The following is a 26,329-nucleotide window of genomic DNA, read 5'->3' on the forward strand; positions in this document are numbered from 1 at the left end:
GAAGAGTCAGCCACTACGACAGAAGCTCCTTTTCTGATTGGGTTTTCACCAAAAATGCCTCATTGAGGGTTTTGCTGATGGTCACTTTAGCCCCTTTCATTACGGCACTTAGGCGTCCATCTTGGTGGTATAACGCAATATTGGCTTGTAGCGAACGGGCAGTGCTTTTAATCACTTCCAGTTCAATCCAACCGCCGTCACCAGACTGCATTGGTGCATACGATACAAACTCGCCAATAGCTGATGGCAGGCTTGCAGAACCGTATTTCAATCTTGCCCACACCAACATAGCTTGTAGTAAGCAGTCTTCTGCGAACGGTTGACTACCACCTGGATGTTGCGCTGGAATAAACGCACCACAATCGTTATCAGAGATATCGGGTAACTGACATTTAGCCACTAAACCGTGATCGTCAAAACGTGTCACAGATTGAATACCTTGCAAGCGAGGCCCATGAAATAGAGTGCCATTGCTGTATAAGTCATTCGCAGTAGTTACAGGTTTTGCTGAATCGGCGGTAAACGTTTTATTGCTGTCTCGTTCCGCATACTCACTATCAAGAACAAGTTGTGCCTGATACTGGGGGCGGCCGTCACAGCTAATTAACGCTTTCCACTCTTCTGTCACTTTCGCATCAGGTGAAATATTCAATGTGAGTGTTTGCACATCATCATTTTCAAAAATCACACCTTTAAGCAGTTTGTAGTTGCGAACGCTTACGTTCGCCCCTAGCAATTGCTGTGCTGCTTCACGCATCCATTGAATGGCACATACCGTTGGCAACACAGGGTTGCCAGCGATACAGTGGTCCTTGATGAAAGGCATCGCTTTCGGGTCAAGGTCGCGTGTTACAGTGATGCTTGTATTCAGCGGACTCTGTGCTAACTGCATAGACTCCGCATTAGGCTTTTTTACAGCATTCTCCTTGTTATCAGCACCTTGCATACTTGTGCCGATAAGCAATTGAATACCTGTTTCATTTAGTAATTGGCTGCTGAATAGATCGGCACCTGCTTGTAGTGGAATAACGTACACACCACGATCGGTGAACATCTTCTTCAGTGCTGGATTTACCATGCCACCATCCCAAGGTCCCCAGTTGAAGCTCATGACTTTCGCTTCAGGGTGACGGGCAGAGAATTGCAGCGCTGCTTTGTTCAAAATGTCGTTAGACATTGCGTAGTCACTTTGGCCGATATTGCCGTAGAAACCTGCTGCCGATGAGAACATAGCGACTAGTTTTAGTTCGCTGTTATCAATCGCGTTAAGTACTGCTTTTAAACCACCCACTTTGGTGCCGTAAACAAGGTTTAACTCATCTAAGGTTTTATCTTGGATATGTTTATCAGCAAGCACCCCCGCGCCGTGGATAAGGCCAGTAATACCGTCGATTTTCGACAGTGTATTGCTCACAGACTCACTGTTAGATACATCAAGGCTGATGTATTCAGCACTTGCACCGACGGCGGTAAATGCAGAAAGTGCAGTGTTAATTTCGAGGCTACTTAATACTGGGCGAAGTAGGGCATCGACTTTCTTTGGTGTTGGCTTATCACCTAATGATTGAAGGTGACGAATTGCCGCTGGCTTCAATTCACTGTCTTCCTTACCTTGAACCCATTCTGGCAATTCTGATGCAGTAATGTGTTTACTACGACCAGCCAGAATGAAATGTGATTGGCATTGTTTGGCAAGTGAAAGTGCACATTCAAACGTCACGCCCTTAGCGCCACCAGTAACGAGAACTTTGTCGTTTTTGGTTAGCTTAGCCGCTGCGTTTTTGGTCGCGGCTTGACCTGCTTCAACAGCAATCAAGGTCGAACGAACTGTGTTTTCATCTACCAAGTTAAAGCCAACTTCTACTGCTTGAGTATTAATATCGAATAACTCAGCGTAGATAGCCTCTGCAAGGTGGCGGGCATCCAATACTGGCGCTGCATCAAGTGCACGGCAGAATACATTTTGCCACTCATGGCTTAGGGTTTTGGTTAAACCAGCAAGTGCCGCTTGGTTGAGTTCTGCTGTTGCTAGTTGTGCTGCATCTGCATAACCAAAGCCACCATCAATACGACTTACCGTGAAGAACACGCGACGGCTTGTTGAGTTTGCATTGTTTAATTGGCTGTTAAGTAATTTGGCAAATAAGAATGCAACGTCGATATTGGCCTTTGCATCATCATTTAGGGCAATACTTGTTGTGTCTTTTGCTTCTGAGTGCGATTGAAGGTGAATAAAACCAGCTATCTCTTGCTGTTCTTTTTCGATATCAGCAATAACCGCAGTGATGCTTGCGTCATCAATACTTGCTAAGTCGTAGCTTTTGATTTCAGTGCTTAGCGGAGATGCGGCAGATAGTGGACTGCGAACAACAGCGACTTGTAAGCCATTTGCTGTTAATTTCTCTGCTAGAACACCAGCGTTGTGACCATCATCGGTGATCACAACACATGCATTTTGAGCGAAACAGTCTGATAGTTTATCTACCGCTGGTAACTTTTTTAGCGCTACCTCGTTATGCGGAGGAAGATCGGCGTTTGCTGTCGAAATCGACGCTGTCGCGACAGGTGCTGGTTCGTTAGCCGCTGGCGCAGTAGCAGAGTCAGCAGCAAGCTTACTTTGCATGTAGGTTACGATTTCACCGAGCGTACGACACTCTGCGAGATCTTCTGGGTTAAGCTCTGGCAGTGAAGGCAATTGGTCTTGCACTGTCCCTAGAATTTCAACGCGCTTGATAGAGTCGATACCAAGGTCTGCTTCCATATCCATTGCAAGGTCTAGCATTTCTGCAGGGTAACCCGTTTTATCAGCCACAACTTCTAGCATGGTGCTTTGCACGTGTGCGGCATCTAAACCGCTAGATGCGGTTGTTGGAGTCGCTACTGACGTATCAGCAGCTGCTGTTACTGGTGAAGGAGCCATTGTTAGTGATGAAACAGCAGGTAATTTGCTATTCATGTAATCAACGATTTCGCCAAGAGTACGGCACTCAGCTAGATCTTCAGGGTTCAGTTCTGGCAGTGAAGGCAATTGGTCTTGCACTGTCCCTAGGATTTCAACGCGTTTGATAGAGTCGATACCAAGGTCGGCTTCCATGTCCATTGCAAGGTCTAGCATTTCAGTTGGGTAGCCTGTTTTATCAGCTACAACTTCAAGCATGGTTGTTTGCACTTGCGCCGCGTCTAAATCACTAGATGCCGTTGTTACTGATGAAGGAGCAGAAGCTGCAGGTAACTTGCTATTCATGTAATCAACGATTTCGCCAAGCGTACGGCACTCAGCTAAATCTTCAGGATTCAGCTCTGGCAGTGAAGGCAACTGGTCTTGCACTGTCCCTAGAATTTCAACGCGCTTGATAGAGTCGATACCAAGGTCTGCTTCCATGTCCATTGCAAGGTCTAGCATTTCAGTTGGGTAACCGGTTTTATCGGCTACAACCTCTAGCATGGTGGTTTGCACTTGCGCGGCATCTAAACCGTTAGATGCGACTGTTGATGCAACTGTTGAAGCAGCGACTGGCGCAGCCGCTATACCTGCTGCAGACACTGGAGCAGGAACAGCAGCTAGCTTACTGTTCATGTAATCAACGATTTCACCAAGCGTACGACACTCAGCTAAATCTTCAGGGTTCAGTTCTGGCAGTGTTGGCAGTTGGTCTTGCACTGTTCCTAGAATTTCAACGCGCTTGATCGAGTCGATACCAAGGTCTGCTTCCATATCCATTTCTAGATCAAGCATTTCAGTTGGGTAACCGGTTTTATCCGCTACAACCTCTAGCATGGTGTTTTGTACTTGCTCTGCGCCTAAGCTGTTAGCACTTTGAGCTGGTGCAGCTTGAACAGGTGCTGTCGTTGTCGCAGATGCGGCGCTTGCTGGCATTTTGCTATTCATATAGCTAACAATTTCAGCAAGTGTGCGACACTCTGCCAGGTCTTCTGGGTTCAGTTCTGGCAGGTTAGGTAGTTCGTCTTGAACTGTACCTAAAATCTCAACGCGCTTGATAGAATCGATGCCTAGATCGGCTTCCATATCCATTTCTAGATCAAGCATTTCAGTTGGGTAGCCCGTTTTCTCAGCAACAACATCGAGCATTACTTTTTCAAGGTTTGCCGCGGGTGCTGATACCGTGATTTGCGGTGCAGCCGCTGATCCCATGGTGGCAGTTAGCGATGGTGCTTGAGTAGGTGCTACCGTTTGTTGAGCCGCAGGTTTTGGTCCTGATGCTTTAGGTTTTGGCACAGCTGCTTTAGGTGTTATTGCAGCTGAAGCTGCAACTGTGTTTACTTTCGGTTCAGCCTTAACAACTGGCGTAGACGCTGCTGACACAGAGACTGCTGGTGCTGTGATTGTCTGAGCCGGAACCACAGGCTGAGCTGTAGCGACGGCTTGTACAGGCGCTTGAGCTGGAACGCGTGCAACTGGCTGTGCTGATACCATACCTAATGCTGCATTGTTGCTGGTTGCTTGCAGTGTAAGGTAGTTAGCGTGTGCTTTTAAGGTATCCGCTTGATGCTGGTGGAAGAGTTCCATTGAGCGCTGTAGGCTTTCTGGAATGGCAACGCCGGCAGCCGCCATCTTCGCTTGCTCTGTCATGAGTGCCGCGAAGGTATCGCCGTACTGCTGAGGGATAGCAAGGAATTGCTGATGAAGCTCCGCCGCTTGTTGTTGAGCGGTGAAGAAGGCCGTTAATGAATCATCACTTGCTGAAGTCATTGCTGATGCAGTGACAGGCGTTGTTGTTTGCTGCTGAGCTTGTATTTGTGCTGGCATGTGTGTTGGCGGTGCAGTGACAGGCGCTGAGTTTACAGCTGTATCTGCTACTGAAACAGGCACCTGCACTTCGCGGATTTCGGTTTTAATGACTTCTTTTTCCACAATCTTCTCTACCACTTTTTCAACTTCAACAATTTCAGTGAGTGGGGCAATTGCGCCAGTTTCTAACGATTTCGCCATTTTCTTGCGAGTCGCATCACTGATGTAGTTGGTTGCATGAAGCTTAATGTTCATTGGCGATGCAGCTGCTGGTGCTGCAATTTCAGCTTGGTATGGGTCAATCGTATTTAACGAGACACCAGCAACGGCCAGTTGTACTGCGGCCAAACGTAACTGCTGATCGCTGTCACCTTTAGGGTTTGGGTTTAAGCTGATGGTGCATAACTCATCAGACTTAGCTTGCAGGGTTTTCTCAACCAGTTTTTGCAGAATATTCTTCGGCCCGAACTCAACGAATACACGTGCACCCGCTTGATACATGGCTTCTAACTGAGTACTGAAACGAACAGATTGCAGCATGTGCTGTTTGAAGGCTTTCTTAATCGCTTTGCCATCTTTCTTATACAGTTCACCTGTTGCATTTGAATACAAAGGTAAAGCGGGTGCAGTGAAGGATGCTTTATCGATTGCAGCGGCAAATGGCTTTTGGGCGTGAGCAACCAAAGGCGTGTGGAATGCGCCCGAAACAGGCAATGAAATCGCTTTGAATCCTTGCTCTGTCAATGCTTTTGCTGCTTGCTGTGCGCCAACTGTTGGGCCTGCAATCACAAGCTGACTTGGTGCATTGTAGTTCGCAATGCTGACGCCTTCGAAGGCACTGATACACTTTTCAACATCGGCAAGCTTATCGGCATCAAGGATAACGGCGTACATAGTTCCGCTATCGCCTTCAGCAGGCTTAGCAGCCATCGCATTACCGCGCTCAAAAGCGAGCTTGTAGTAATCGTCTTGTGAAATAACACCAGATGCGCATAAAGCACTGAGTTCACCAAAGCTGTGGCCAGCAACCATGTCGGCTTTAAAACCTGCTTGTGTCATCAGGTCGAATTGACCCATAGACATCACACCGATTGCGCTTTGTGCGTTGGCAGTATTGGTAAGTGTCGCTTCTTGAGTTGCCACATCTTCTTTGTTGAAGGCTGGAACAGGGAATAGCACTTGAGAAAGAACAGTTTTCTTGTTCTGACCAAACACCTGATCGGCATTCGCTAACTGGTTACGCATTTCAGGGTAGTAGCATGCCAGTTCACGGCCCATATTCAGGTATTGTGAACCTTGACCGGCAAATAACGCTGCTACCTTGCCAGTTTGCTTGCCACCAACCAGTGCTGAAGCCCGGTAGCTAGTACCGTTTGGCAGTTGCCATTGCGTTATATCTTGTTTTTCTAGCTGTGATAACGCTTGAGTCAGCAATGTTTGTAGCTCATCGACGGATTTCGCCACTAAGCCTAAACGAGCATCACCCGCTGCAATTTCACGCAGGCCATGTGTTTTAGCTAACGCAGTCAGTGCTGTGTCATCCGCTTGAACAAGTTTGACGTGCTCTTTGAGGTCTGCAATCAGGGCGTCACGGGTTGGTGCATTAAACAGGAGTGTTTGGGCAACTTCACGTTGGCGGTATTGATCGTCACGTTGGTGTTCAGAAGTGTACTCTTCAAGCACGACGTGGAAGTTTGTGCCACCAAAGCCGAAAGAGCTGATACCCGCACGACGTGGTGTACCGTCAACACGTTGCATCCAAGGACGCATTTCTGTGTTGAGGTAGAAAGGCGAGTCTTCGATATTTAGTTTCGGGTTTGGCTTAGAAACATTAATTGTTGGCGGTAGTACTTTGTGGTGAAGGGCTAGGGCAGCTTTGATTAAACCCGCTGTACCTGCTGTTGATTTAGTATGACCAATTTGAGACTTCACAGAGCCTAATGCAATATGCTGCTTTTGGTCATTACCTTCACTAAAGACAGAATTCAAACCGTTGAATTCTGCGACATCACCTGCAGCTGTACCTGTTCCGTGAGCTTCTAATAAGCCCAGCGTTTGAGGTGCAAAACCTGCATCATCGTAAGCGCGTTTAAGCGCTTTAGCTTGGCCTTCAGGGCGCGGCGCATAAATACTTTTGAATTTACCGTCAGATGACGCGCCAACACCTTTAATTACCGAGTATATACGGTCGCCATCACGCTCTGCATCTTCAAGTCGTTTCAGCGCGACCATACCGATGCCTTCACCAATCATCATACCTTTTGAATCGATATCAAAAGGTTGGATAGTTTCGTTAGTGGTGAAAGCGGGGGTTTTTGAAAAGCTCATGTACATGGTTGGTGAGTTATCTGTACACACACCACCTGTGATCATCATTTCACTGCGACCGTCAACAAGCTCACCTAACGCCATGCGAAGTGCTGCAAGCGAGCCTGCACATGCCGCATCAACCACGCAGTTAATACCGCCTAAATCGAAGCGGTTAGCAATACGACCTGCAATAACGTTACCGAGTGAGCCTGGGAACGAGTTTTCTTCCCAATGGATGTACTGATCTTGGAATTTTTTGATCAGCATTTCGCTGTCTTGCTCGTTGATGCCGCTGCTAGCGAAGACTTTCTTCAGAACAGGGTACTGCAATCGTGCATTTAGGCTTTGGCTGATTTTTTGTCCGCCTCCTACACCTAAAGTAATACCAATTTTATCGCGGTCGTAACCTTCAGGTAGTTTTGCATCGGCTAATACTTCTTTTGCCACAATCAGAGATAGCAGCTGTGACGTATCTGTTAGTTCGAGAATATTTGGCGGAAGGCCAAACTCCATAGGGTTGAAATCGACTTCAGGCATGAAGCCACCACGTTTACAGTAAGACTTATCTGGCGTGCTTTTGTTTGCATCGTAATAGTCTTCAGGACGCCAGTGCGTATCTGGAACTTCTGTAATCGCATCAATTTTTTCACTAATTAAATCCCAGAACTTATTTAAGTAACGAGAGTTAGCAAAAATGCTCGCCATGCCAACAATAGCAACAGGCATGTCTTTTAAGCGTTTATTGAGTCGCTTATCTTCTTGCGATTCAGATGTGGTTTTTGGGGTTTGGCTCATTATGAGTCTCCGCTCAGCACTTGAGTTACGGGTGCTATACATTCGGTGTAAGTGTTGCGGCTAGGCAACTGATGAAAATATATAAGGTGAAGCAATAGAGGTAGGTGCGAAAATGCGCTTATAAAAAAATAAGTAGAGGCAGGATAGTGCCAAGATGAAGAGTGAGTAGACAACTGCATGTTAAAACGCAGGTGTTTTATCAGTTTGACAAGGCAATGTTGTCAGGTAATCCATAGTGCTCGTTTCCATTACTATCCTGTAGAGCAGCAGCGTTATGCACCTTGTGGAATTTAGATTCCACTGCAATGTTTTTCGCTGAATCAGTCAATGGTTGAGCAGCCTACCCGAGGCGGATTGTGGTTACAATCGCCTGAGTAAGAGGTTGGATCTCTTCAGACCAGTTCACATTTGCTAATTCCTATATTTTGTAATGATATTTGGATTAACCTATTGATACTTAAGGTGGTGGTCTGGTTTTTTGGTGTAAATGCTCAGCTTTTCATGCTTTAGTGATCTGTGTGGCATTTTGTGAAAAAAAGTTATATTGCTCCTTGTGTGGTGAGGGTTTGATGTGATCAATTATAAATTTAATTGGTCAGTCGTCTGACCTGTTAGGCGTTGGGTTGTCGGCCTGTTTCTGAGTTGTTTTGACGACACAGTGACGTATAATACTCACTACAATTTTTGCTTGGATTGACTGGAATTGACGCTGAAAAACACGGTGGACTTATGGTTTCTCGCATTGCCAACAATGCATAAAAATGTAGAAGCTTGTTTCTCTACTGTGGCAATTGATCATTCCTGTTTGATTCATCAAGCTCGCCCTTTACTTAACGAAGAAGAGTTAGCCAAAGCGATGCGCTACCGACAGCCTTTGGCACGTATGCACGCCATTTACATACGTGCATTTCTTCGTGTGACCCTGTCTCGTTATGCTCGTATACATCCTCATGAATGGTGTTTTGAATATGGCGAGCAAGGCAAACCGAATTTGTGCAAAACACAGCGTCAGCAAACAGGCTTGGTCTTTAATTTAAGCCATAGCGGTGATCAAGTATTGCTGGCTGTTACGCAAACGGCAGATCAAGAGATAGAGCTAGGCGTTGATATTGAGTGTGAAAGAGAAGAGCTGTCTTTTAGCACTATCATGGAAAATTACTTTCAACCACAAGAAATAAAATCATTAATGCAGTTGGACCTGAGCGATCAGCGCCGACGTTTTTTTGATTTGTGGGTGCTTAAAGAGTCGTATATTAAAGCGACAGGGCTTGGGCTTGCTCAATCGTTAAAATCATTTGGTTTTGATTTTTCTTTAAGCAGTAAACAGCGTCTTTCACTTGTCGATGAAAAACCGGCGTGTGAACAATCACTCGAAATAGTGACGGGTATTGTTGTAAATACATTGGAAGCTAGTGCGGGTGAAGACCGTGCAGGTGAAGACTGTGCAGATAAGGAAAAGAGCTTTGATTGCAGCGAGCAAGCGGGAGGGCAAGCATGGTCTATATATTTAGGGCGCTTGTCAGCAAGCTATCGTTTTGGTTTGATAGTGAAAGGACGAAAATTGGATGTGTCTTCTATTTACGCCCGTAGAGTTTCTTTAGTGAGTGTGCTCAATGATTAGGTTGCAGTGCCTTCATTGCCAATCGTAAAGCACCTTGTATTTACATCTTGGCTCTAAACCATGGATACCATGTTATCAAGCAAATCTTGTGGGATCGGCTGTAAACGCTTTTGCTTGTCTAAACAGACCATTTCAATATCGCCAATCACGGCGGCGCGTGTAGCGTTAGGGCGCCATACTTCTTGGCGCCACAGGGTTTTGTATTTACCGTCTAGAGTAACGCTGGTGCGAATATCGCAAATTTCAGCAAATTCAACACCATCTTGAAAGATCATATTGGCTTTGTACACAGCGAAACCAAGGCCATGCTCATTCCATAATGTTGCGAGTTTATCGCTGTCGATAACGTGCTCACGAGCGCGTTCAAAATACTTCAAGAAGTTTGGGTGATAAACAACACCTGAATGATCGGTATCTTCGTAATAAATTTGTACAGGATGGTGATGAATGGTTGTCATTGTTCAGGCTGTCTCGATTACTGCTAATAAGCAAGACACTCTACATGACTGCATTTGTAAATTTAATCGGTTTTGAACTGGTCATAGCAGCGAGAACCTCGATCTGGGCATTTGGCTTTAGCAACCAGCACTCAAGGATGCAACCAATGGCAAGTGCCTGAATAGCTTGAAGGCCTGTTTGGGAACGAGCTATAAGAAAGGGCAATGGTTGAGAGGAATTTTGAGCTAGATATTGTTTTGTGGATCAATACCTTGCCTTGGTGATCTTCGTCGTGAATACAACATAAAGTATTTTGGACCAAAAACAGTTTTTGAATGCGGTTGGTATGTTACCTTGAAAATTGATCAAGATGGCGCTTTACTCTTGACGGTTTGGGTATATGGAGCTCAGCGCGCTTGGTAAGTTTACTGTACCACCCTTATGGCAGGGACTATATGCTAAGAAAGGTTATATAGATGGAATTCAAAATTACTAAATTTTTTGCTCTTTTTTTCTTCGTTGGTTTATTGAGCACAGAGTCGTACGCTGATGTTGTTCCGGTTAAGCAGAATATACTGTACGAGAAATTTGGCTGTGAAAACTACTCTGGCCTTACGTGTTTTGAAAGTGCAGAATTTTATACAAAATATAATCTCTATATATTTAATTACAGAATGAGGGTAGAACCAATAAATCTTAAAGGCAGGGATATAGAAGGATATATAGAAGATACAATGGGACCAATGCTCGCTTTCTTAAACCCGATTGCCGCAAAGTTTTATGGCATAGATCCGATAATGAGATCGTTAGTGGACGAAAAAACTCATCCAGCCACTAATATTACACTAGGAATAAAAACAGATTTTGAGGGTTCGTCATATGCTAGTTATATCAAAGTAAATGAATATGTTGGGCTTGACCCTACCTTAGGGTATAAAATTTCACGTGGAAAGGGTGATCCCAGTGAACTGATAATCCAAAGCTGCGAAGTGATCAAAGAAGCTGTAGGTAAACTGACAGATGAGCAGTTTAATCAATATTGTAACTTCGGAAACAGTCTATCTTCTTTACCAATAAAAGTTGTTACCCCATCTATTTCTGAGGAAAAAACATAACTAATTACATTCTACACCTGCTTTCTAGACATCTTTGGTCTAAATTGACTTATGTTTAAGGGGGTGTGTTGCTTGTGTTTCGTGGTGGTTAACTGCAGCCTAGCACACCTTATTGCGGAGTTAGGCGCTTACAGATTATCAATAGGATTTTCCACTAAATGATCAGTTTGTTAATTATTCTCATAGCTATTGCCTTAGTTGATAGTACGTCAATGATACCGATCGGCCTTCTTCCTTTAGCTGCAATTCTTGGAGGAAAGCGGCCCATAACTGGCGCTCTATGCTTCATTTTCGGAATATTTCTAGTTTATTCTTTATCAGGCTTACTGCTTCTGGTTGGTTTCGACTTGGTATTTGAGGTTATTAACCCAATTGTTTCTCGATGGTGGAATCAACCCAATACTGCAGAACTTGTGCTTCAGCTTATTGTTGGCGTTGCTTTGTTAATTTATGCATGGAAGCAGTATCGACTCCCTCAAATATCAACATCCACTGGCTCTGAAGAATCCATTTCTCCAACACGCGCCTTTACACTCGGTCTAAGCTTAACTGTTATCGGTGTACCAGGAGCAGTCCCATATTTCGGTGCCATCGAGCAAATTCTTAGGGCTGACTTAAACTCTATGGGTTCTATCGGTGCATTACTTTTTTACAATGTCGTATTTGTAGCGCCTTTCTTTGCCCTCCTGCTAATTCGTCTAGTCGCACCAAATAAAAGTGAATCTATATTTGGCTCTATATCACAATTGATTAAGCGCTTTGGAAAGCCTGCTATGGTAAGTTGTCTAGTCGTTTTAGGCGTAGTGTTGTCGATGGATTCGATTGGCTGGTTCCTAGGATATCCATTACTACCAACGAACTAACTGCAGAAAGTTACATGGAACTAATACATCCAACAAGCGCAGTCAATCTGACAGGCAAAACAAAAGCCGTGCCAGCTTAGAACGTCCCGCCACACAACTGAGGTTATGAGTTATTTATTTTCCGATTCGAAACTTACTATACGTCATGGTCATACCACTATTAAGTAATATTTCACCTATGTAGTGAAATCGAGAGCTTTCCGTTGTTGTGGAGTGATAATAATTATTATAGAAATCATATCGGATCAATAGTCGTTACCCTTAATAACTATCAAATTAATCAATAACATATTGCGCTCTTTTAATAGTTGCTATACTTCAGTAAGACTTTCGTGAGGCAAACTAATGAACTTAAGTGCGAAATCGAAAGAAATAGGTCCTAATTTATTTGCCTCTGTAATGGGAACAGGCATTATAGCGAATGCAGCAGTAACCCTACCTGGAATTGAAAATACATTGGATATTTTAGGGTTGGTTTTTTGGCTCACTGCAACAGTTTTACTCTTTATCTTGACTGTGCTCAAGATTTTTCAAGCCATAACACGGCCTCATATTATCAAGAAACAATTTGATGACCCAGTTATGGGGCAATTCTTTGGCGCACCACCGATGGCATTTTTAACAGTGGCGGGTGGGTTTGTATTACTTGGTGGCAACATCGTGCCTCATGAGCATGCTATCACTATCGCCTGGTGGTTATGGATCATAGGTACAGTACTTGGTTTGATGACCGCCATTACTATCCCTTATCTACTATTTACTCGCTATACCATACGAGATGATGCCGCATTTGGTGGATGGCTAATGCCAGTCGTTCCACCAATGGTCTCAGCTGCGGTAGGCGCTCTGCTTATTCCTTATGCGGGTTCGGCAGAAGCTAAGGTGTTAATGCTCTATGGCTGCTACTGCTTTTTTGGTATTAGCTTTATGGCTTCGTTAATAATCATCACTATGATATGGAGTAGACTCGCACACTCAGGAAGTTCAGGGGGAGGGCGTGTTCCAACCTTATGGATTATCCTTGGCCCATTAGGGCAATCTATCACTGCCGCAGGCGCATTGGGGACCATTGCTATTACTATCTTGCCGGAACCTAAAGGGGCAACCTTTAATGACTTGTCACTTATATTTGGCCTACCTGTCTGGGGGTTCGCGATGTTCTGGGGGGTTATTGCTAGCTTGCTAACTATTCGAGCTCATAAACTGAACATGAAGTTTGGCTTAACGTGGTGGGCATTTACATTTCCTGTTGGAACCTGTGTTACTGGGACAGCACAAATAGCAAATCACTCGAAACTTCCTTTTTTTGAAATAGCGGCCTATTTGTTATTCCTTTTCTTACTTATAGCATGGCTCATCGCCGCTATAGGAACAGCGAAAGGCGTTGCTAATGGAGAGTTATTATCTCCACCAACAAATGCCCCGGATGTCATTGCAAAGAAACACAATGACTCTTTATAAGAGCGTTTTTCCGTCGATAAGCGCGAATATCTTTGCTGTGCGGATTCACCGTTGTGAATGGAGGTGAAAAGTTTTTCTATATGGGGCAGCGTTTATTAAAGTAATCATATATAGTACGGCTTTAAAGAATGGCATATATTTGTTACACGGTGATATCAAGGAAGATATGAAGATAATTAACGATTTTTCTCATGAGCGAGTAAAGCAGGTTCATGACTTGTATAAGCAAGTATGGTGGGCCAAAGATAGAACGCTTGAAGATACACATGCTTGTGTTCGTGGTTCGCAAGTTTGTATCGGTATTTTAGATGAGGCTGACCAATTGGTTGGCTTTGTTCGTGTATTAAGCGACTTTGTATTTAAAGCCTTAATCTTCGATGTCATTGTTTGTTCTACATACCGTGGTACCGGCTTGGGTAAAAAGTTAATGCAACAAGTAGAAACTCACGATGGTCTCAAAAAGATAAAACATTTTGAGTTGTATTGTCTTCCAGAAATGGAGAGCTATTACAACTCTTTGGGCTTTAGTGCAGAAGTTGGTGGAGTCAGACTTTTACGACGTGAAATGACTTAACAAGGCATCATCAGGTGTGGCGCTTGGCAAAGGTGATCTGTCTGACCGAAAAGCTAAGGTCAAATCTCAAGAGCAGTTTAGTTTTTCGTCTGAGAGTGCTGACCGATTATTCTATTATATAAACAAAACACAAATATTATTGTTTGGGACTATCTTTCTAGTCAAGTTTGTTGTCACTGGGTTAAAGTTTTAGGCAATACAAAATAAATTAGTTATTGAGGATGAAAGTGAACAAAGTAATCGATAAATTAGCGTGGGTATTGATTCACGATGGTAAGCTTTTAACGGTAAGGTCGAAAGGGAAAGAATTATTCTACCTCCCCGGTGGTAAACGTGAAACAGGGGAGAGCGACGAGCAAGCGCTTATCCGAGAAATCAAAGAAGAACTGTCGGTTGATTTGGTGGCAAACACCATCAAGTATGTCGAGACTTTCACGGCTCAAGCTGATGGTAAAAAGCAGGGTGTTTCTGTCAAGTTAACGTGTTACTTTTCTGAATACTCAGGTGAATTACAGCCTGATGCTGAGATTGCAGAATTCAAGTATGTTGATGGAAGAGACGAATCTAGTTGTTCACTAGCAACAGTTGTTGCTTTGAAATGGCTTGAGTCACAATCTCTAGTTACCGTGAACAAAGCATAGTATTAAATAGTTACGTAAATTGCATGTGAGTACCGGCTTTTTTACTCACATGTGAAGTCTTTATCTATATATGCTATTTGGTTCAAGGTATACATGAAATAAACCCAGTTTCGGGTGGTAACTAAGCAAAGGAAATGTTTATGAAGTTGAAATCCATGCTTATGAGTGTGGCCTTGATATTGCCATTGGCTTCTCCTACTCATTATTTACATGCAAGTTCACCTGATCAATCTACCGGGACTTTTTTCTCACTTACAGAAATTAAAGGTGCGGAAACAAAGCCACTGTCACCACTTGAGTATATACAAGCCACTGATGGTGTCTCTTTGGCGTACCGCTCTTATCTCCCACAGCAGACGAGAGCCATTTTGGTCTTTTATCATGGGGCTGGAGCTCATAGTGGCCTGACTTACAATCACATTGGTACCGGATTACGTGATAACTTCGATATAGCGGTGTACATGCCAGATATTCGAGGTCATGGTGGTTCTGGCGGGGAGCGAGGAGACTCTCCAAATGTTGAACAGGTGTGGTCAGACATTAATTCCGTTGTTGAGATCGCCCGCAATCAATATCCGGATGTTCCTATTTTTGTTGGAGGGCATTCGAGTGGCGCAGGTTTGGTTCTTAACTATTCTAGTTGGGGTCAAAGAGCCGAAACTGATGGATATGTGTTTCTTTCTCCATATTTCGGTTTTCGTTCGGAAACCAATTATGATGAGAGTGAAAAGAAAGACTTTCAGTTTTCGACAGTAGATACGGCAGATTTTATTTTAAACTCAATGAGTGGTGGTTTGTTTTTCGGCCATTCAAAGGCGGTTAAATTCAATTTTCCAGACGCAGTGCTAAAGAAAAACCCTGAAATAGTGCCATTTAACACCGTCAACATGTCTAATGCCGTCACTCCTTCTTCGCCAGACACACAACTATTGGATATTCAGCAATTTGGCCTATGGATTGGAGAGCATGACGAAGCATTTGACCCAATAAAAGTCGTTAAGTTCGCAGAGGGCAATAGCAATATAGAGGGGAAAAATGAAATCAAAATAGTCGATATGGAAAATCATTTTTCGATTATTTTGATTGCTTCTGAGCTGATTGGCCCATGGCTAACAAGGGCTGCTGACTAGTTGTTCTCGTAGTACACATGATTATCGCTTGAAAGCCTGCATTTGAATTGCAGGCTTTTTGCATTTAGTTGAAGCGGTAATTAAGGCCTGCGCTTAGGCTGTCTTCATCGATGTTCTCTTGGTTCGATTTCATCCCGAATGAGTGATTATAGTTACTGACGATTTGGAAATTCTTATTGATATTGTAACCAATTGATGCTCCAACCATTGGACCTATGTCTGATTCTTTCAGCTGATCATCTTTATAACGGGCATAAGTCACGCCCACTTCTGGTGAGACAAAGACATTGGATTGCTGAATACTAAATGGCTTTTCGACAGCGAAGGTGTAATTATGGTAATCAACACCATTACCAGTTAACGTTGCTGCCGTCCCTTTGATATTTCCCCACCCCAACTCACTGCCAGCTTGGAATTTTAGACCATCAACGTTTGCGTGTTGGTTTCCAAGCTTAACATCACCGTGTTCGTAGTTAGCTCCAAAGTACGTCTTTACATTTTGAGCCTGTGATACAGCTGGTAGTAGGGCGAGCAGTGCAATACCAAGCAGTTTGATTTTTTTCATCTTATATCTCCAATTGGCTGACCATTTCATCATATTTAAAACGTTGTGCATTTAAAGGGTGATATTGGATAAATAAGATTTTATTTTTTGCGAGATACATAAACTTAGGTGTGTCTTTTTTTGATTTTATGAACAATTTTGTTGTGTAATGATCACTACTTTACTCATTTTGTACAACATGGGCCTATTGCTTCATGGAAAAGCACCGGAGGAATAATGGATCTTTCCCTAAGAAATGCCAATGAGTCAGATATGCGTTTTTTGTTTGCCCTTAGAGATAAAACCATGAAGTATTATCTCGAAGAAGTGGGGATGCCCACTAGCCATGAAGAGTATGAAAAGCGTATACGCTTCGAGTTTGACAGTGCACAAATCGTCGAGCTGGGTGGAAGTCCAATTGGTTTGTTTAAGGTGACATACAGCAATGCGCGTAACTATTGGTATATAGTCCAAATTCAAATTGAGCCTATGTATCAGGGAATGAAGGTTGGAACTAGGCTTATTGGCCAGTTAATTGAAAAGGCAAATGAAACTGGAGCGACAGTTGGTTTGAGTGTTATCAATACCAACCCTGCGCAACATTTGTATACGCGTCTAGGCTTCAAGGTCGTTGGCGCAACAGGCGCTGAGCAACTCATGGAACTAAAACCCTAATATTGCCTCACGTGTGGTTGCTAGTAGTCGTTAGTCGATTTGAGAAGTGAGAAAAATGAATAAAACGGTAGTAAAACTTGGATTTGTAGCAGCAGCGGCAATGAACATCGGTGGTGTTTTAATTTTTTCCCGTGCCTTTACCAATACCGCGATAAATGATGCTGATCCGGTTGTCATGTCGAACTTTGGTTTATTGATGATCGTTGTATGGGGACTTGCATATCTTGGTGCGGCATTCATTAAGTCTAATGTGCGATGGCTTGCTGGTGCCTTTGCTGTGGAGAAACTTGTCTATGTAGTGGCGTGGCTGGCTTGGATTTTTCAGAATAGCCTACAAGATGTGTATAACGCAGATATGTTTGCCGGGGCGTTTTATAGCATCTATGGCTTGAACGACTTTATATTCATGCTTTTCTTTGCGTGGGTATTTAAATCTCAAGGTTTAGAGAGCAAGGGAAGTTAAGGAATGCTCCTGTCTTCAGAAGATCATGTCTGGTGTATTACTTGTCTAACATGATCTTCTGATGTATTACTATATTGCTGACAGAACCTGTGTTTTGTAGTGGCATCGTTCGTTTAGCCAACTAGTTTACGTTGATATTTCTATCTCGGTTCTCATACATATCCGGAGTCATGTGGAGCCCCCCGGAATAACCCGCTTTTTCGAGCATTTCACGTACCTCTTTTACATCGTTGGCGGTTACCGGTTTTTCTCGCGCACCCAAGTGCAGTCTAACGAAGGTGATTAACTCTGCTAGCCTGGTGTCGGATAAGATGTCTTCAAAACTTGCCATTGGCATAAAGTTTCGGTCTTTATCTATGTATGTCGGTTGTAGGCCTCGGATTGTCACGGCAATTGTGTTGAATGGGTCGCTGTGCATGATAATGCCATTATTAAGCAGGGTCGGTGCAATTGGGTCGCGTCCTTTACCGTCTGCACCATGACATGCTCCACATGTTTGGTTATAGATGGCATAGATTTCTTGCGCATATGAATCGTCATCGAAACCTGTTGGCTCAAGGGGAACTGCGTTTTCATCAATGAAGTTATTAGTATCTCCTGCGAGCAAGTAGTAAGACATTGATTCAACATCTTCGCGAGTCATTAAGCTTAAACTGTTTTTGATAACATCAGCCATGCCCGCAAACGCGGTACCTTTATCAGAGTGCCCAGTATGTAGGAAGTCAGTCAAACTTGTCAGATCCCAGCCATCGATGTATAGCTCGTTAGCGGTAATATTCGGTGCGTTCCAACCATCAATTAAATTACCTTGGAATATTTTCTCGTTGACCAACGCTTGAGCAATATTGCGTGGGGTATGGCATTCTGAGCAATGACCTAAACCAGCCACCCAGTACTTTCCAAGTTGCCATTTTGCAACATCATCAACCACATCCTTTATCTCTGTGGGTACTTCATAGTCCACAGGTGTTCTGTCGGCAAAAACGATGTCCCAAGCAAGAAGTCCAAGACGAATATTGGAAGGGAACATCATTTCATTTTGGTCATTTTTGCGAGGGACAGCGGCAATTGACTGCATGTACTCCCACAGGTCGCGCATATCTTGTTCAGTGACATATTGATAAGAGGTGAAGGGCATTGCTGGATACAGGTATCCGTGTTGACCTTTACCATCGACTAATGCGGCACGAAAATCGTCATAATCATAACTACCAATACCTTCGCTAACGTGGGGGGTAATATTAGTCGAGTAAATGGTGCCAAATGGCGTGATGAACGGAAGGCCACCTGCAAAGGGTTCACCACCTTCAGCACTGTGGCAGGCGACACAATCACCCCCATAGGCAAGGTACTCTCCGCGTTGTACGGAAGCGGGATCTAGGCTGGCAAGCTGAGTGTCACTATCAAGTCTCGCTTTGGTGATATAGGCGCCTATGGCAAGTATTTCATTTTGAGTAAGCTGATTACCAAATGCTGGCATGACATTATTAAGGCCGGCACGAATAGTGTGCTGAATCTCTTCGATGCTACCACCATGAAGCCAGATATTATCGGATAAATCAGGTACACCTAATTCAATATTCGCGATTGTTCCATCTCCATGGCACGATGAACAGGTTTTGATAAAGAGCTCTTTACCGAGAGATACTTTGACCTCAGGCACATCTGTATGATGCTGATTTAGCGAGGCAAGATAGTAGGAAACCTTCGCTATTTCATCTGGTCTTAAAACATCAATCCAGCCTGGCATTGCACCATTTCGACCTAGTTCGATCGAATGAATAATCGCATCGTCTGAGCCGCCGTAGAGCCATTCGTTGTCAATTAAGTTAGGAAAATGTTTTGCGCCTTGTGCGTTATTTCGATGGCAAGCGGCACAGTGGGTCTGAAACAGCATTCTCCCTGAAGATACTATGTCGGTGTTATTAGAGAGGGACGCTAACGAGTTGTCGCTTATGGCGGCAAATTGTTGATCAAGGCTGGTGTTAGGACTGCTGAGTTTGTCATTAGCCTGGTCATATTCCATTAAACCTTTCCAAGTCCCGATACCGGGATACAAAATTAAGTATCCCAGTGAAATAGCAAATGCAATGAAATAGGACGTAAATAAGATACGGGGAGGGGGGGCGTCATTCTCATCAATGCCATCAAAGGTATCGAGCACGCGTTCTTTATCTGCCAAGTGGTTGTTACGCCAATATTTGATGACGACCGCAACCATCAAAATGAAGAAAACAACTGTACCGATCGCCGCCCAGAGGCTCCAGAAATTGCTCATCGTTTTCTCTCCTCTGATGTATCGACACCTAAGCTTTGTAGGTAACGAACAAGCGCTTCGCCTTTGGTTTTACCTCTAACTTGAAGTCGTGCATTGGCGATATCCTCATCACTGTAAGGGACGCCTAGAAATCGAAGCGTTTCCATCTTATCGGTAATCGCATCACCAGAGAGGATTTGTTCAAATAGCCACGGGTAAGCTGGCATAATTGAAGTAGGAACAACGCGACGCGGATCGATGAGATGTATCGTGTGCCATTGATCGGAGTATTTTCTTCCTAGGTTGGTTAGGTCTGGCCCGGTACGCTTGGAGCCCCATAAATTAGGGAACTCGTAGATATCGTCAGGTTCTTTATTAGCGGGGCCATTTCGTTTGATTTCTGGCTCAAGTGGCCTCACCATCTGAGTGTGACAAACATGACACCCTTCGCTGATATACACATCCCTTCCGGCCACTTGAATCGCGGTGAGCGGTATAGCATCGCTATTGGCAACTAACTCGGGTGTTCTAAGCAGGTTTGGCAGTACCCAGACCAAAATAGAAAACGATGCCACCACAAAGGTAGAAGCGATGAGAATAATGACTGACTTGGTGAAATCGGTACTCATATCATGCCTCCTTGGCCACTAACACCGATGGCATTCTGACTGTTTTGTATATGTTGATGGCCATGAGCAGCAATCCCAGTACAAACAAGGCGCCGCCAAAGAAGCGGAGGAATAGCCAAGGGGCTTTAAAGTTCATTGCTTCAACGAAACTGTAGATAAGCTCACCGTTGTCACTCTGAGACAGCCACATGTAGCCCTCACCGATACCTGCAATCCACAAGGCGATGGCGTAAATGGCGACCCCTGCATGAGCAAGCCAAAAGTGCCACTTGATCAAGCGTGATGACCACAGCGTAGTTTTGCCCCAAAGTCTTGGAATAAAGTAATAAAAGACCGCAATACCAGACATTCCAACCCAGCCCAGAGCACCTGAATGAACATGACCGATCACCCATTCAGTGTTGTGTGCCACCATATTGAACCAGCGTATGGCGAGCAATGGCCCTTCAAACGTTGCCAGGCAGTAGTAAAGGATGGCTGAAAAGAAGAACAACATAATGTAGTCTGTTTTTAGCTTCTCTTTATTCTGCAGCAAGGTCATTGCGCTATTAAATGCGCCGCCCCATGAGGGGAGCCATAAGATGAGCGACATAACCACCCCAATATTTTGCACCCATACAGGCACCGAAGAGTAGATGAGGTGGTGGGTACCAGCCCAGGTGTAAAAGCCGACCAACCCCCAGAAGTGGATGATGGATAATCGGTATGAGTAGATAGGGCGTTCAGAGACCTTTGGTATAAAATAATAATTCATACCTATTATCCCTGCAGTTAGCAAAAAACCCACCGCGTTATGACCCCACCACCACTGGACGATAGCATCTTGAGCACCGGCAAATACTGAGTAAGATTTCATTAAGGATGCTGGCATTGCCAGATTGTTAACGATGAAAATCATCGCAATGACGATGATAAATGCGCCAAAAAACCAGTTGGCAACGAAAATGTGTGATACTTTTCGTTTAGCCAAAGTGCCAAAAAACAACACAGCATAAAGCACCCAAACCAAGACAATCAGTATATCTATCGGCCATTCTAGCTCGGCATACTCTTTTGAGGTGGTGTAGCCAAACGGCAGGGTGATGAGTGCCAATAGCAAAACGAGTTGCCACCCCCAAAACACCATCCAGGCTAAGCTTTTGTTGTATATTTCACATTTCCCGGTTCGCTGGGCAATATAGAGTGAGGTTCCCATTAAGATATTGACAACAAAGCCGTAAATGACACCAGAGGTATGTAAGGGTCTTAATCTACCGAATTGGAAGTGTTCAGAGTCGAAGTTGAGTACCGGCCAGTACAGTTGTGCTGCCAAAATAACACCGATAAGCATACCGGCAACGGCCCATATCAGTGACGCAATTACAAAATATTGAACGACTTTGACGCTGTAATTAGGAGAAGTCGTATCCATTGGAGTTCTCCTTATTATTTGGCATCTTCAGAGCCGAGTTTTGAGTAGTAGTAGGCAATATCTGATATGTCTTGTTCACTGAGCAGGTCCGCTTGTTGTTGCATCAGTACGGCAAGGCCACCAGAGCGTTCGCGGGTTTGGTAGCTTTTAAGTGAGGTAATGAGGTAGGCCATTTTTTGGCCCCGGAGGTTAGGATAGGATTCAATGCTAGATATACCATTGGCCCCGTGGCAGGTCATGCAGACCTTGGCTTTCTGCTCGCCAATTTTAAAGCGCTCATCAGCCGTAGCAAGAGTCGGGGTTAAAAAACTAAGAAGACAAAGCAGGGGCACAGTTGAAACGTATTTACCCATTACACAATTCCTCATGTGATCTGTTGTGATATGGCGTCTACTCAATCAATCTTTATTCGTCTGTATCTATTTTTCTTTTGTGATTCAGAACGTTGTATCCTTTTAGCAGATTGTCTAAGTATCGAGTTTGAGTAGCCTATGTAACTTCTACGTACAAGCGCAATAATTGGGGCAAAATTCAGTTGTAAACTAAAACATAGGAAGGGAAAGCAGGATATTCAAATGCAGGGAAGAATTGCCGTTGTTTCATGACGGGGTAGGCAATGATTTGAGTGAAAGCCAGTTTTGGAGTAATTGTGAATAAACTCATTGTATATACTGGTCGTCATGGTCAGGCAAAGCGTCTGTTATAGACACGTAAAAACATTTTTATTTCAATGGAGTCATTGCTATGGGTAGTGTTTACTCCTTGTCAACCAAGTAAGGTTAAATTTAGTTAATACACTGGGTGGAATTGGTATAACGGAATATTTCACAAATATCAGGCTTGCCACAACACTGACAACGAGACCTAACATAAAGGCGGAAAACTGCGGTAACAATACAAGCAAGTATTGATGGCCAATGATGGCAGTGACCGCAATTGATACACTTAATACCCATTGCGTGTGGCGATAGGGTAACTTCTCATGAGACTGACTTACAATGAAAAATAGTATTAACCGCAGAGAATAAGCACTTCCAAGAATAAAAATTATCCCCCATAGCCCAAAAATAGGGCCGAGCACAAAGTATCCCACGGCAGCTAAGGCTGCACTGCAGCATTGGATCCACATCTGAGAATGTGTGGAATCACCGCTGTAGCAGCCTATGTTCATCATATCACCTGCATTCTTTATTATATGTATAACGATGAGAGAAATAGCAATTACACCAGCGCTTTCATACTCCTGAGGTAAAGCGAAAGAGATAAAGCCCGGTATTGTCAGGATCATGACTGTAGCAATACAAACACCGATATTTACCCCAAGTATTGCACGGTCAGCACAAACCGATTTACCGTCGACTTGTTTTAATATTGTCATACGATTTGGAAACCACCATAGGGAGTATGGCTGTATCGCAAGGCCAAGAATTAAGGCGAATTTTGCCGCCACCGCGTATATAGCAAGATCTTCCACACCCACTAAGCTTGCCATAAACCATTTATCCAATCCGCTTAACATATACACAGAAGCAAGGCCAACTAATGTAGGAAGACTATAGCGAAGTAATTTTTTACTGTGACTTAGATAACCGAACCCACCCATCGATTGATATTGATATGGCAGTAGGTATATAAGCAACACCACGCTTGAAATCGCAGCAGAAAATAGTACTCCATCAATCCCAAAACCCATTTCGAGTAATACAATGGTTAATACCCCCTGCAATACGGCTTTTAGCACGGTCAATTGACAAAATCGTTTGGCTAAAGATTCCATTCTCATCAAAGTTAAAGGGATTGAGATCGCGCCATCTAGCATGGTCGGAATCAACAGCATGACAACTTGATAGGTTTCAAATTTAACAGGTAGAACTGTCAAAATAACTGGCAAACAGAATAAGAGTGCCGCAGCACCAATAACACAGGTTATCACACTTAAGGTAAAGCAGTTTGAGATCAGGTTTTGGCGTTCCTTCCCTTTAGCAACCCCGACGTAGCGGTACATTGCATCCAACAGTCCCAGGCTAAATAAGATGGTGCCTATGTCGGCGAGCAGGATCAAGGCTTCCAATGAACCGTACTCAGCAATCGATAGGGTATGAGTAATATAAGGGATCATGAAAAGGGAGATCCCCTTCATCATAACGATCCCTATGGCATAGTAGGCTGACTGCTTAAGAGCGACCATTCAGACTCTCCTTAGGGAAAAAGAGTGGGTTAGTTTCCTAAAGTCGCCGAGTAAGCTACGTAGTTTGCGCTTATCGGGGGCCAATCTTAAAGCTCGCAATCCAAACCATATTGCCGTCGCGTAGTGGTTCATCCCTCTGTGATGCTCCGCATAGCCTTCTAGCACCCGGGCGTGCGCTTTATCGAATGAGGTGGAGGATATGTTCCATTTACTTTTTGCCCGTTGATATCTTGAAATAATTGATTCAATACTTTGAAGGTTATCTAAGCGGTGTGTATCTGTTTGAGTCGTAGACCCTTTTCGCATCAAGTAACCTGTCTGTATAGCATTAATAATGCCGATATCATATTTTTCACTTATACGGAGCCAAAGCTCCCAATCTTCTGCATAAGAGGTGTGGGGGTTAAACATTTTTAGCTGAACAAGAACATTTCGCTTCACCATCACTGTTGAGGTACCGATGATGTTATTCCCCAAAATGAACTCTAGAGGGTTATCTAAAAAAACATACTCGTCTTTTTCATCTTGGAATTGATGCCAATAACTAAAACAATCAATAATAGGCTGATATTGCTCATTTAGATGATCATAATTGGTAAAACTCATCGCTATATTTGGGTAGTGGCTGTGGAAAACCAGCTGAGTCTTTAGCTTTTCTTCTACCCAAAAATCGTCTGCATCTAAGAATGCGATAAAATCGTTGGATGATTCCCTAATGCCTACATTACGAGCTTCTGAAGCCCCAACACCTGTCGTTTTTAACACCTTTATCCGTTTATCGAATAAGTGACTTAAATATGCTTGAGTTTCATCGGAACTATTATCATCCACTATGATGACTTCGAAGTCGACATGTGTCTGTGAGAGTACGCTGCCAAGTGCACGGGGAAGGTATTCGACGCAATTATAGGTTGGAATAATTACCGATACTGTTGTCATAGGCAAGTTCTCAGGTTACTCGTTATTGTTAATTTTAACTAGGCTTATTTAGCACTATTCATGCCAATGGTTAAATGTATGATTTACTGAGAGTTTAAATATAGTTGTGCTCGAAGAAGGAATTATATGCCGCCGAGTACGGTTCACAGCTTCATTTTGATTCTCAAAATGAAAGCGTGTGTGAATTGTGCATTAGTCATTGTGGTCAAAGTTCATAATAGGCTGAATAAATGGATAAAAAACTTGGTTTATATTTTGCTTAGTTAACTGGAGTACCTTTATCACGTTTACCGCTTAACAAGAAAAGTGATTATGAAAAAAGTTGCCTTTATAGCTCCAACTTATCCTGTATTAAGTGAAACTTTCATTCAAACGGAAGTGGACTCTATCCAATCGTGTGGCCATGAAGTCTGTGTTCTCACTTTTGGTAAAGAACCTAGCAGTAAAAATTTTAATTACGATATTGTCGAGATAGGGAGTGATGTTAGCTTAACGCAACTCTTAAGCATTTCTCCAACCGGTGTTTATAAAGCACTCGACTTTGTAACGTCCCAGCAGTCGATGCCTAAGAAATCACTCTTTGTTTATGGTTTGAAGCTTGCTATGCAACTGTCTGAATTGAAAGTTAATCATGTGCACGCCCATTTCGGCCAACATACTGCGGCACACGCCATTGTAGCAGCAAAGTTGCTTAATATTTCTTGCTCATTTGTTGCTCATGGCCATGATGTTTATGAATCGCCCTTTGATATTGAAAAGAAAATTCAGGCAAGTGATTTTGTCGTGGCAGTTTGTAAAACCATGCAAGACGACTTCAATAATATAGCCTCGGGTGATATCAAATTACTACATTGTGGGGTGAAAACGGATCTTTTTGTTCCAGAGGCGAAACTTGGTTCAGACACATTGAAGTTGGTTTTCCTAGGACGTTTAGTTTATCAAAAAGGTGTTCAGGACCTTATCAATGCACTCATTCCTATTGCTGATGAGCTAAATATATCCTTGGATATTATCGGCAAGGGGGAGCTTGAGCAAATGCTGAAACGACAAGTTGTACAGGCTCGTTTGATGTCGCGAGTACGCTTCTTAGGGTCGAAGCCACACAGTTGGGTGAAAAAGAACCTTTCTCAATACGACTGTTTGGTTGCGCCATTTTGTTATTCCGATAGTGGCTGTGTCGATACTGGTCCTTTGGTGCTGAAAGAAGCCATGGCTGTTGGTACACCAGTGATAACAACCAACATAATGGGCTGCAAAGAGATAGTGTCATCAGATACTGGTTACTTAGTTAACGAAAAAAGTGTTAGTGAGCTAACGGAAAGCATTACGCGTTTTGCCAAGCTTTCATTAGAACAGAGAAAGCAAATGGGTGAGCAAGCAAGAGCAAGAGTCGTGGAGCATTTTGATGCACGTCGACAAGCAATGCAGCTGTCTAATTGGATAGAGAATACAGTGTGAACAACGACAGTTTTACAGTGAGTTACAGCCTGTTGGGTTTACTATGACTATTCGGTCAAATTTGCAG

The 26,329-nt window shown here is 43.6% G+C and carries 19 protein-coding genes; 10 read left to right on the top strand and 9 right to left on the bottom strand.

Features of this window, described 5'->3' with window-relative positions:
* Window positions 1–13: 13 nt before the first annotated feature.
* Window positions 14–7,855 carry a phosphopantetheine-binding protein gene (locus tag L4D79_RS02450; RefSeq protein WP_428646889.1) on the bottom strand — a complete coding sequence of 2,614 codons (7,842 nt, stop codon included), beginning with the start codon at window positions 7,853–7,855 and terminating at the stop codon, window positions 14–16.
* Window positions 7,856–8,558: 703 nt separating this feature from the next.
* Between L4D79_RS02450 and L4D79_RS02455 the strand changes: the two genes are divergently transcribed.
* Window positions 8,559–9,476: a 4'-phosphopantetheinyl transferase family protein gene (locus L4D79_RS02455; protein WP_428646892.1), complete on the top strand. Its 918-nt coding sequence runs from the start codon at window positions 8,559–8,561 to the stop codon at window positions 9,474–9,476.
* A 53-nt stretch (window positions 9,477–9,529) separates the two neighbouring features.
* Here L4D79_RS02455 and L4D79_RS02460 read toward each other — a convergent pair whose 3' ends face one another.
* A complete protein-coding gene (locus L4D79_RS02460) occupies window positions 9,530–9,934 on the bottom strand; it encodes a thioesterase family protein (RefSeq protein ID WP_428646895.1) in 405 nt (134 codons plus the stop codon).
* Between the two features lie 456 nt (window positions 9,935–10,390).
* Between L4D79_RS02460 and L4D79_RS02465 the strand changes: the two genes are divergently transcribed.
* The 6 genes from L4D79_RS02465 (at window position 10,391) to L4D79_RS02490 (ending at window position 15,698) form a co-directional block, all read left to right on the top strand.
* Window positions 10,391–11,029 carry a hypothetical protein gene (locus L4D79_RS02465; protein WP_428646898.1) on the top strand — a complete coding sequence of 213 codons (639 nt, stop codon included), beginning with the start codon at window positions 10,391–10,393 and terminating at the stop codon, window positions 11,027–11,029.
* A gap of 158 nt (window positions 11,030–11,187) precedes the next feature.
* Window positions 11,188–11,892, top strand: coding sequence for a GAP family protein (locus L4D79_RS02470; protein WP_428646901.1), 705 nt, complete (start codon window positions 11,188–11,190; stop codon window positions 11,890–11,892).
* 345 nt (window positions 11,893–12,237) lie between these two features.
* A complete protein-coding gene (locus tag L4D79_RS02475) occupies window positions 12,238–13,353 on the top strand; it encodes a TDT family transporter (RefSeq protein ID WP_428646904.1) in 1,116 nt (371 codons plus the stop codon).
* 166 nt (window positions 13,354–13,519) lie between these two features.
* Window positions 13,520–13,927 carry a GNAT family N-acetyltransferase gene (locus L4D79_RS02480; RefSeq protein WP_428646907.1) on the top strand — a complete coding sequence of 136 codons (408 nt, stop codon included), beginning with the start codon at window positions 13,520–13,522 and terminating at the stop codon, window positions 13,925–13,927.
* A 227-nt stretch (window positions 13,928–14,154) separates the two neighbouring features.
* Entirely contained in the window at window positions 14,155–14,568 is a 414-nt protein-coding gene (locus L4D79_RS02485) for an NUDIX hydrolase (protein ID WP_428646909.1), read from the top strand.
* Between the two features lie 140 nt (window positions 14,569–14,708).
* Window positions 14,709–15,698 (top strand): alpha/beta hydrolase, encoded by a 990-nt coding sequence (locus L4D79_RS02490; RefSeq protein ID WP_428646911.1) that lies wholly within the window; start codon window positions 14,709–14,711, stop codon window positions 15,696–15,698.
* Window positions 15,699–15,762: 64 nt separating this feature from the next.
* Here L4D79_RS02490 and L4D79_RS02495 read toward each other — a convergent pair whose 3' ends face one another.
* The gene (locus L4D79_RS02495; RefSeq protein ID WP_428646914.1) at window positions 15,763–16,263 is read right to left on the bottom strand and encodes an outer membrane protein; all 501 of its coding nucleotides are present in this window, start codon (window positions 16,261–16,263) and stop codon (window positions 15,763–15,765) included.
* 216 nt (window positions 16,264–16,479) lie between these two features.
* Between L4D79_RS02495 and L4D79_RS02500 the strand changes: the two genes are divergently transcribed.
* Together L4D79_RS02500 and L4D79_RS02505 are read left to right on the top strand one after the other, a co-directional pair.
* A complete protein-coding gene (locus L4D79_RS02500) occupies window positions 16,480–16,917 on the top strand; it encodes a GNAT family N-acetyltransferase (protein ID WP_428646916.1) in 438 nt (145 codons plus the stop codon).
* Window positions 16,918–16,972: 55 nt separating this feature from the next.
* Window positions 16,973–17,380 carry a hypothetical protein gene (locus L4D79_RS02505; protein ID WP_428646919.1) on the top strand — a complete coding sequence of 136 codons (408 nt, stop codon included), beginning with the start codon at window positions 16,973–16,975 and terminating at the stop codon, window positions 17,378–17,380.
* Between the two features lie 121 nt (window positions 17,381–17,501).
* On the opposite strand, the gene L4D79_RS02510 is transcribed toward L4D79_RS02505, so the two are convergent.
* The 6 genes from L4D79_RS02510 to L4D79_RS02535 all read right to left on the bottom strand — a co-directional run bounded on the left by L4D79_RS02510 (window position 17,502) and on the right by L4D79_RS02535 (window position 24,804).
* Window positions 17,502–19,658, bottom strand: coding sequence for a c-type cytochrome (locus L4D79_RS02510; RefSeq protein WP_428646922.1), 2,157 nt, complete (start codon window positions 19,656–19,658; stop codon window positions 17,502–17,504).
* Window positions 19,655–20,266 carry a cbb3-type cytochrome c oxidase subunit II gene (locus tag L4D79_RS02515; protein ID WP_428646925.1) on the bottom strand — a complete coding sequence of 204 codons (612 nt, stop codon included), beginning with the start codon at window positions 20,264–20,266 and terminating at the stop codon, window positions 19,655–19,657. The genes L4D79_RS02510 and L4D79_RS02515 overlap by 4 nt, the downstream gene beginning before the upstream one ends.
* Window position 20,267: 1 nt before the next feature.
* Window positions 20,268–21,677, bottom strand: a complete 1,410-nt coding sequence (gene ccoN / locus L4D79_RS02520; protein ID WP_428646928.1) for a cytochrome-c oxidase, cbb3-type subunit I — start codon at window positions 21,675–21,677, stop codon at window positions 20,268–20,270.
* Window positions 21,678–21,691: 14 nt separating this feature from the next.
* Window positions 21,692–22,030, bottom strand: coding sequence for a c-type cytochrome (locus L4D79_RS02525; protein WP_428646931.1), 339 nt, complete (start codon window positions 22,028–22,030; stop codon window positions 21,692–21,694).
* A 389-nt stretch (window positions 22,031–22,419) separates the two neighbouring features.
* On the bottom strand, window positions 22,420–23,865 hold the full coding sequence (locus tag L4D79_RS02530) for a lipopolysaccharide biosynthesis protein (protein ID WP_428646933.1): 1,446 nt from the start codon (window positions 23,863–23,865) through the stop codon (window positions 22,420–22,422).
* Complete coding sequence (locus L4D79_RS02535; RefSeq protein WP_428646936.1) at window positions 23,866–24,804, bottom strand: glycosyltransferase family 2 protein; 939 nt, start codon at window positions 24,802–24,804, stop codon at window positions 23,866–23,868.
* A gap of 312 nt (window positions 24,805–25,116) precedes the next feature.
* On the opposite strand from L4D79_RS02535, the gene L4D79_RS02540 reads away from it, so the two are divergent.
* Window positions 25,117–26,262, top strand: a complete 1,146-nt coding sequence (locus tag L4D79_RS02540) for a glycosyltransferase family 4 protein (RefSeq protein WP_428646938.1) — start codon at window positions 25,117–25,119, stop codon at window positions 26,260–26,262.
* Window positions 26,263–26,329 lie beyond the last annotated feature (67 nt).

This window comes from Photobacterium satsumensis, from assembly GCF_050336935.1.
GTDB lineage: Bacteria > Pseudomonadota > Gammaproteobacteria > Enterobacterales > Vibrionaceae > Photobacterium > Photobacterium satsumensis.

What these genes read in the sequence shown, in the direction of transcription:
- L4D79_RS02465 (WP_428646898.1), top strand. Translation starts at nt 10,391, where the DNA reads ATGGAATTCAAAATTACTAAATTTTTTGCTCTTTTTTTCTTCGTTGGT.
- L4D79_RS02460 (WP_428646895.1), bottom strand. Translation starts at nt 9,934, where the DNA reads ATGACAACCATTCATCACCATCCTGTACAAATTTATTACGAAGATACC.
- L4D79_RS02495 (WP_428646914.1), bottom strand. Translation starts at nt 16,263, where the DNA reads ATGAAAAAAATCAAACTGCTTGGTATTGCACTGCTCGCCCTACTACCA.
- L4D79_RS02530 (WP_428646933.1), bottom strand. Translation starts at nt 23,865, where the DNA reads ATGGTCGCTCTTAAGCAGTCAGCCTACTATGCCATAGGGATCGTTATG.
- L4D79_RS02470 (WP_428646901.1), top strand. Translation starts at nt 11,188, where the DNA reads ATGATCAGTTTGTTAATTATTCTCATAGCTATTGCCTTAGTTGATAGT.
- L4D79_RS02490 (WP_428646911.1), top strand. Translation starts at nt 14,709, where the DNA reads ATGAAGTTGAAATCCATGCTTATGAGTGTGGCCTTGATATTGCCATTG.
- L4D79_RS02450 (WP_428646889.1), bottom strand. Translation starts at nt 7,855, where the DNA reads ATGAGCCAAACCCCAAAAACCACATCTGAATCGCAAGAAGATAAGCGA.
- L4D79_RS02475 (WP_428646904.1), top strand. Translation starts at nt 12,238, where the DNA reads ATGAACTTAAGTGCGAAATCGAAAGAAATAGGTCCTAATTTATTTGCC.
- L4D79_RS02535 (WP_428646936.1), bottom strand. Translation starts at nt 24,804, where the DNA reads ATGACAACAGTATCGGTAATTATTCCAACCTATAATTGCGTCGAATAC.
- L4D79_RS02480 (WP_428646907.1), top strand. Translation starts at nt 13,520, where the DNA reads ATGAAGATAATTAACGATTTTTCTCATGAGCGAGTAAAGCAGGTTCAT.
- L4D79_RS02505 (WP_428646919.1), top strand. Translation starts at nt 16,973, where the DNA reads ATGAATAAAACGGTAGTAAAACTTGGATTTGTAGCAGCAGCGGCAATG.
- L4D79_RS02500 (WP_428646916.1), top strand. Translation starts at nt 16,480, where the DNA reads ATGGATCTTTCCCTAAGAAATGCCAATGAGTCAGATATGCGTTTTTTG.
- ccoN (WP_428646928.1), bottom strand. Translation starts at nt 21,677, where the DNA reads ATGGATACGACTTCTCCTAATTACAGCGTCAAAGTCGTTCAATATTTT.
- L4D79_RS02515 (WP_428646925.1), bottom strand. Translation starts at nt 20,266, where the DNA reads ATGAGTACCGATTTCACCAAGTCAGTCATTATTCTCATCGCTTCTACC.
- L4D79_RS02510 (WP_428646922.1), bottom strand. Translation starts at nt 19,658, where the DNA reads ATGAGCAATTTCTGGAGCCTCTGGGCGGCGATCGGTACAGTTGTTTTC.
- L4D79_RS02540 (WP_428646938.1), top strand. Translation starts at nt 25,117, where the DNA reads ATGAAAAAAGTTGCCTTTATAGCTCCAACTTATCCTGTATTAAGTGAA.
- L4D79_RS02525 (WP_428646931.1), bottom strand. Translation starts at nt 22,030, where the DNA reads ATGGGTAAATACGTTTCAACTGTGCCCCTGCTTTGTCTTCTTAGTTTT.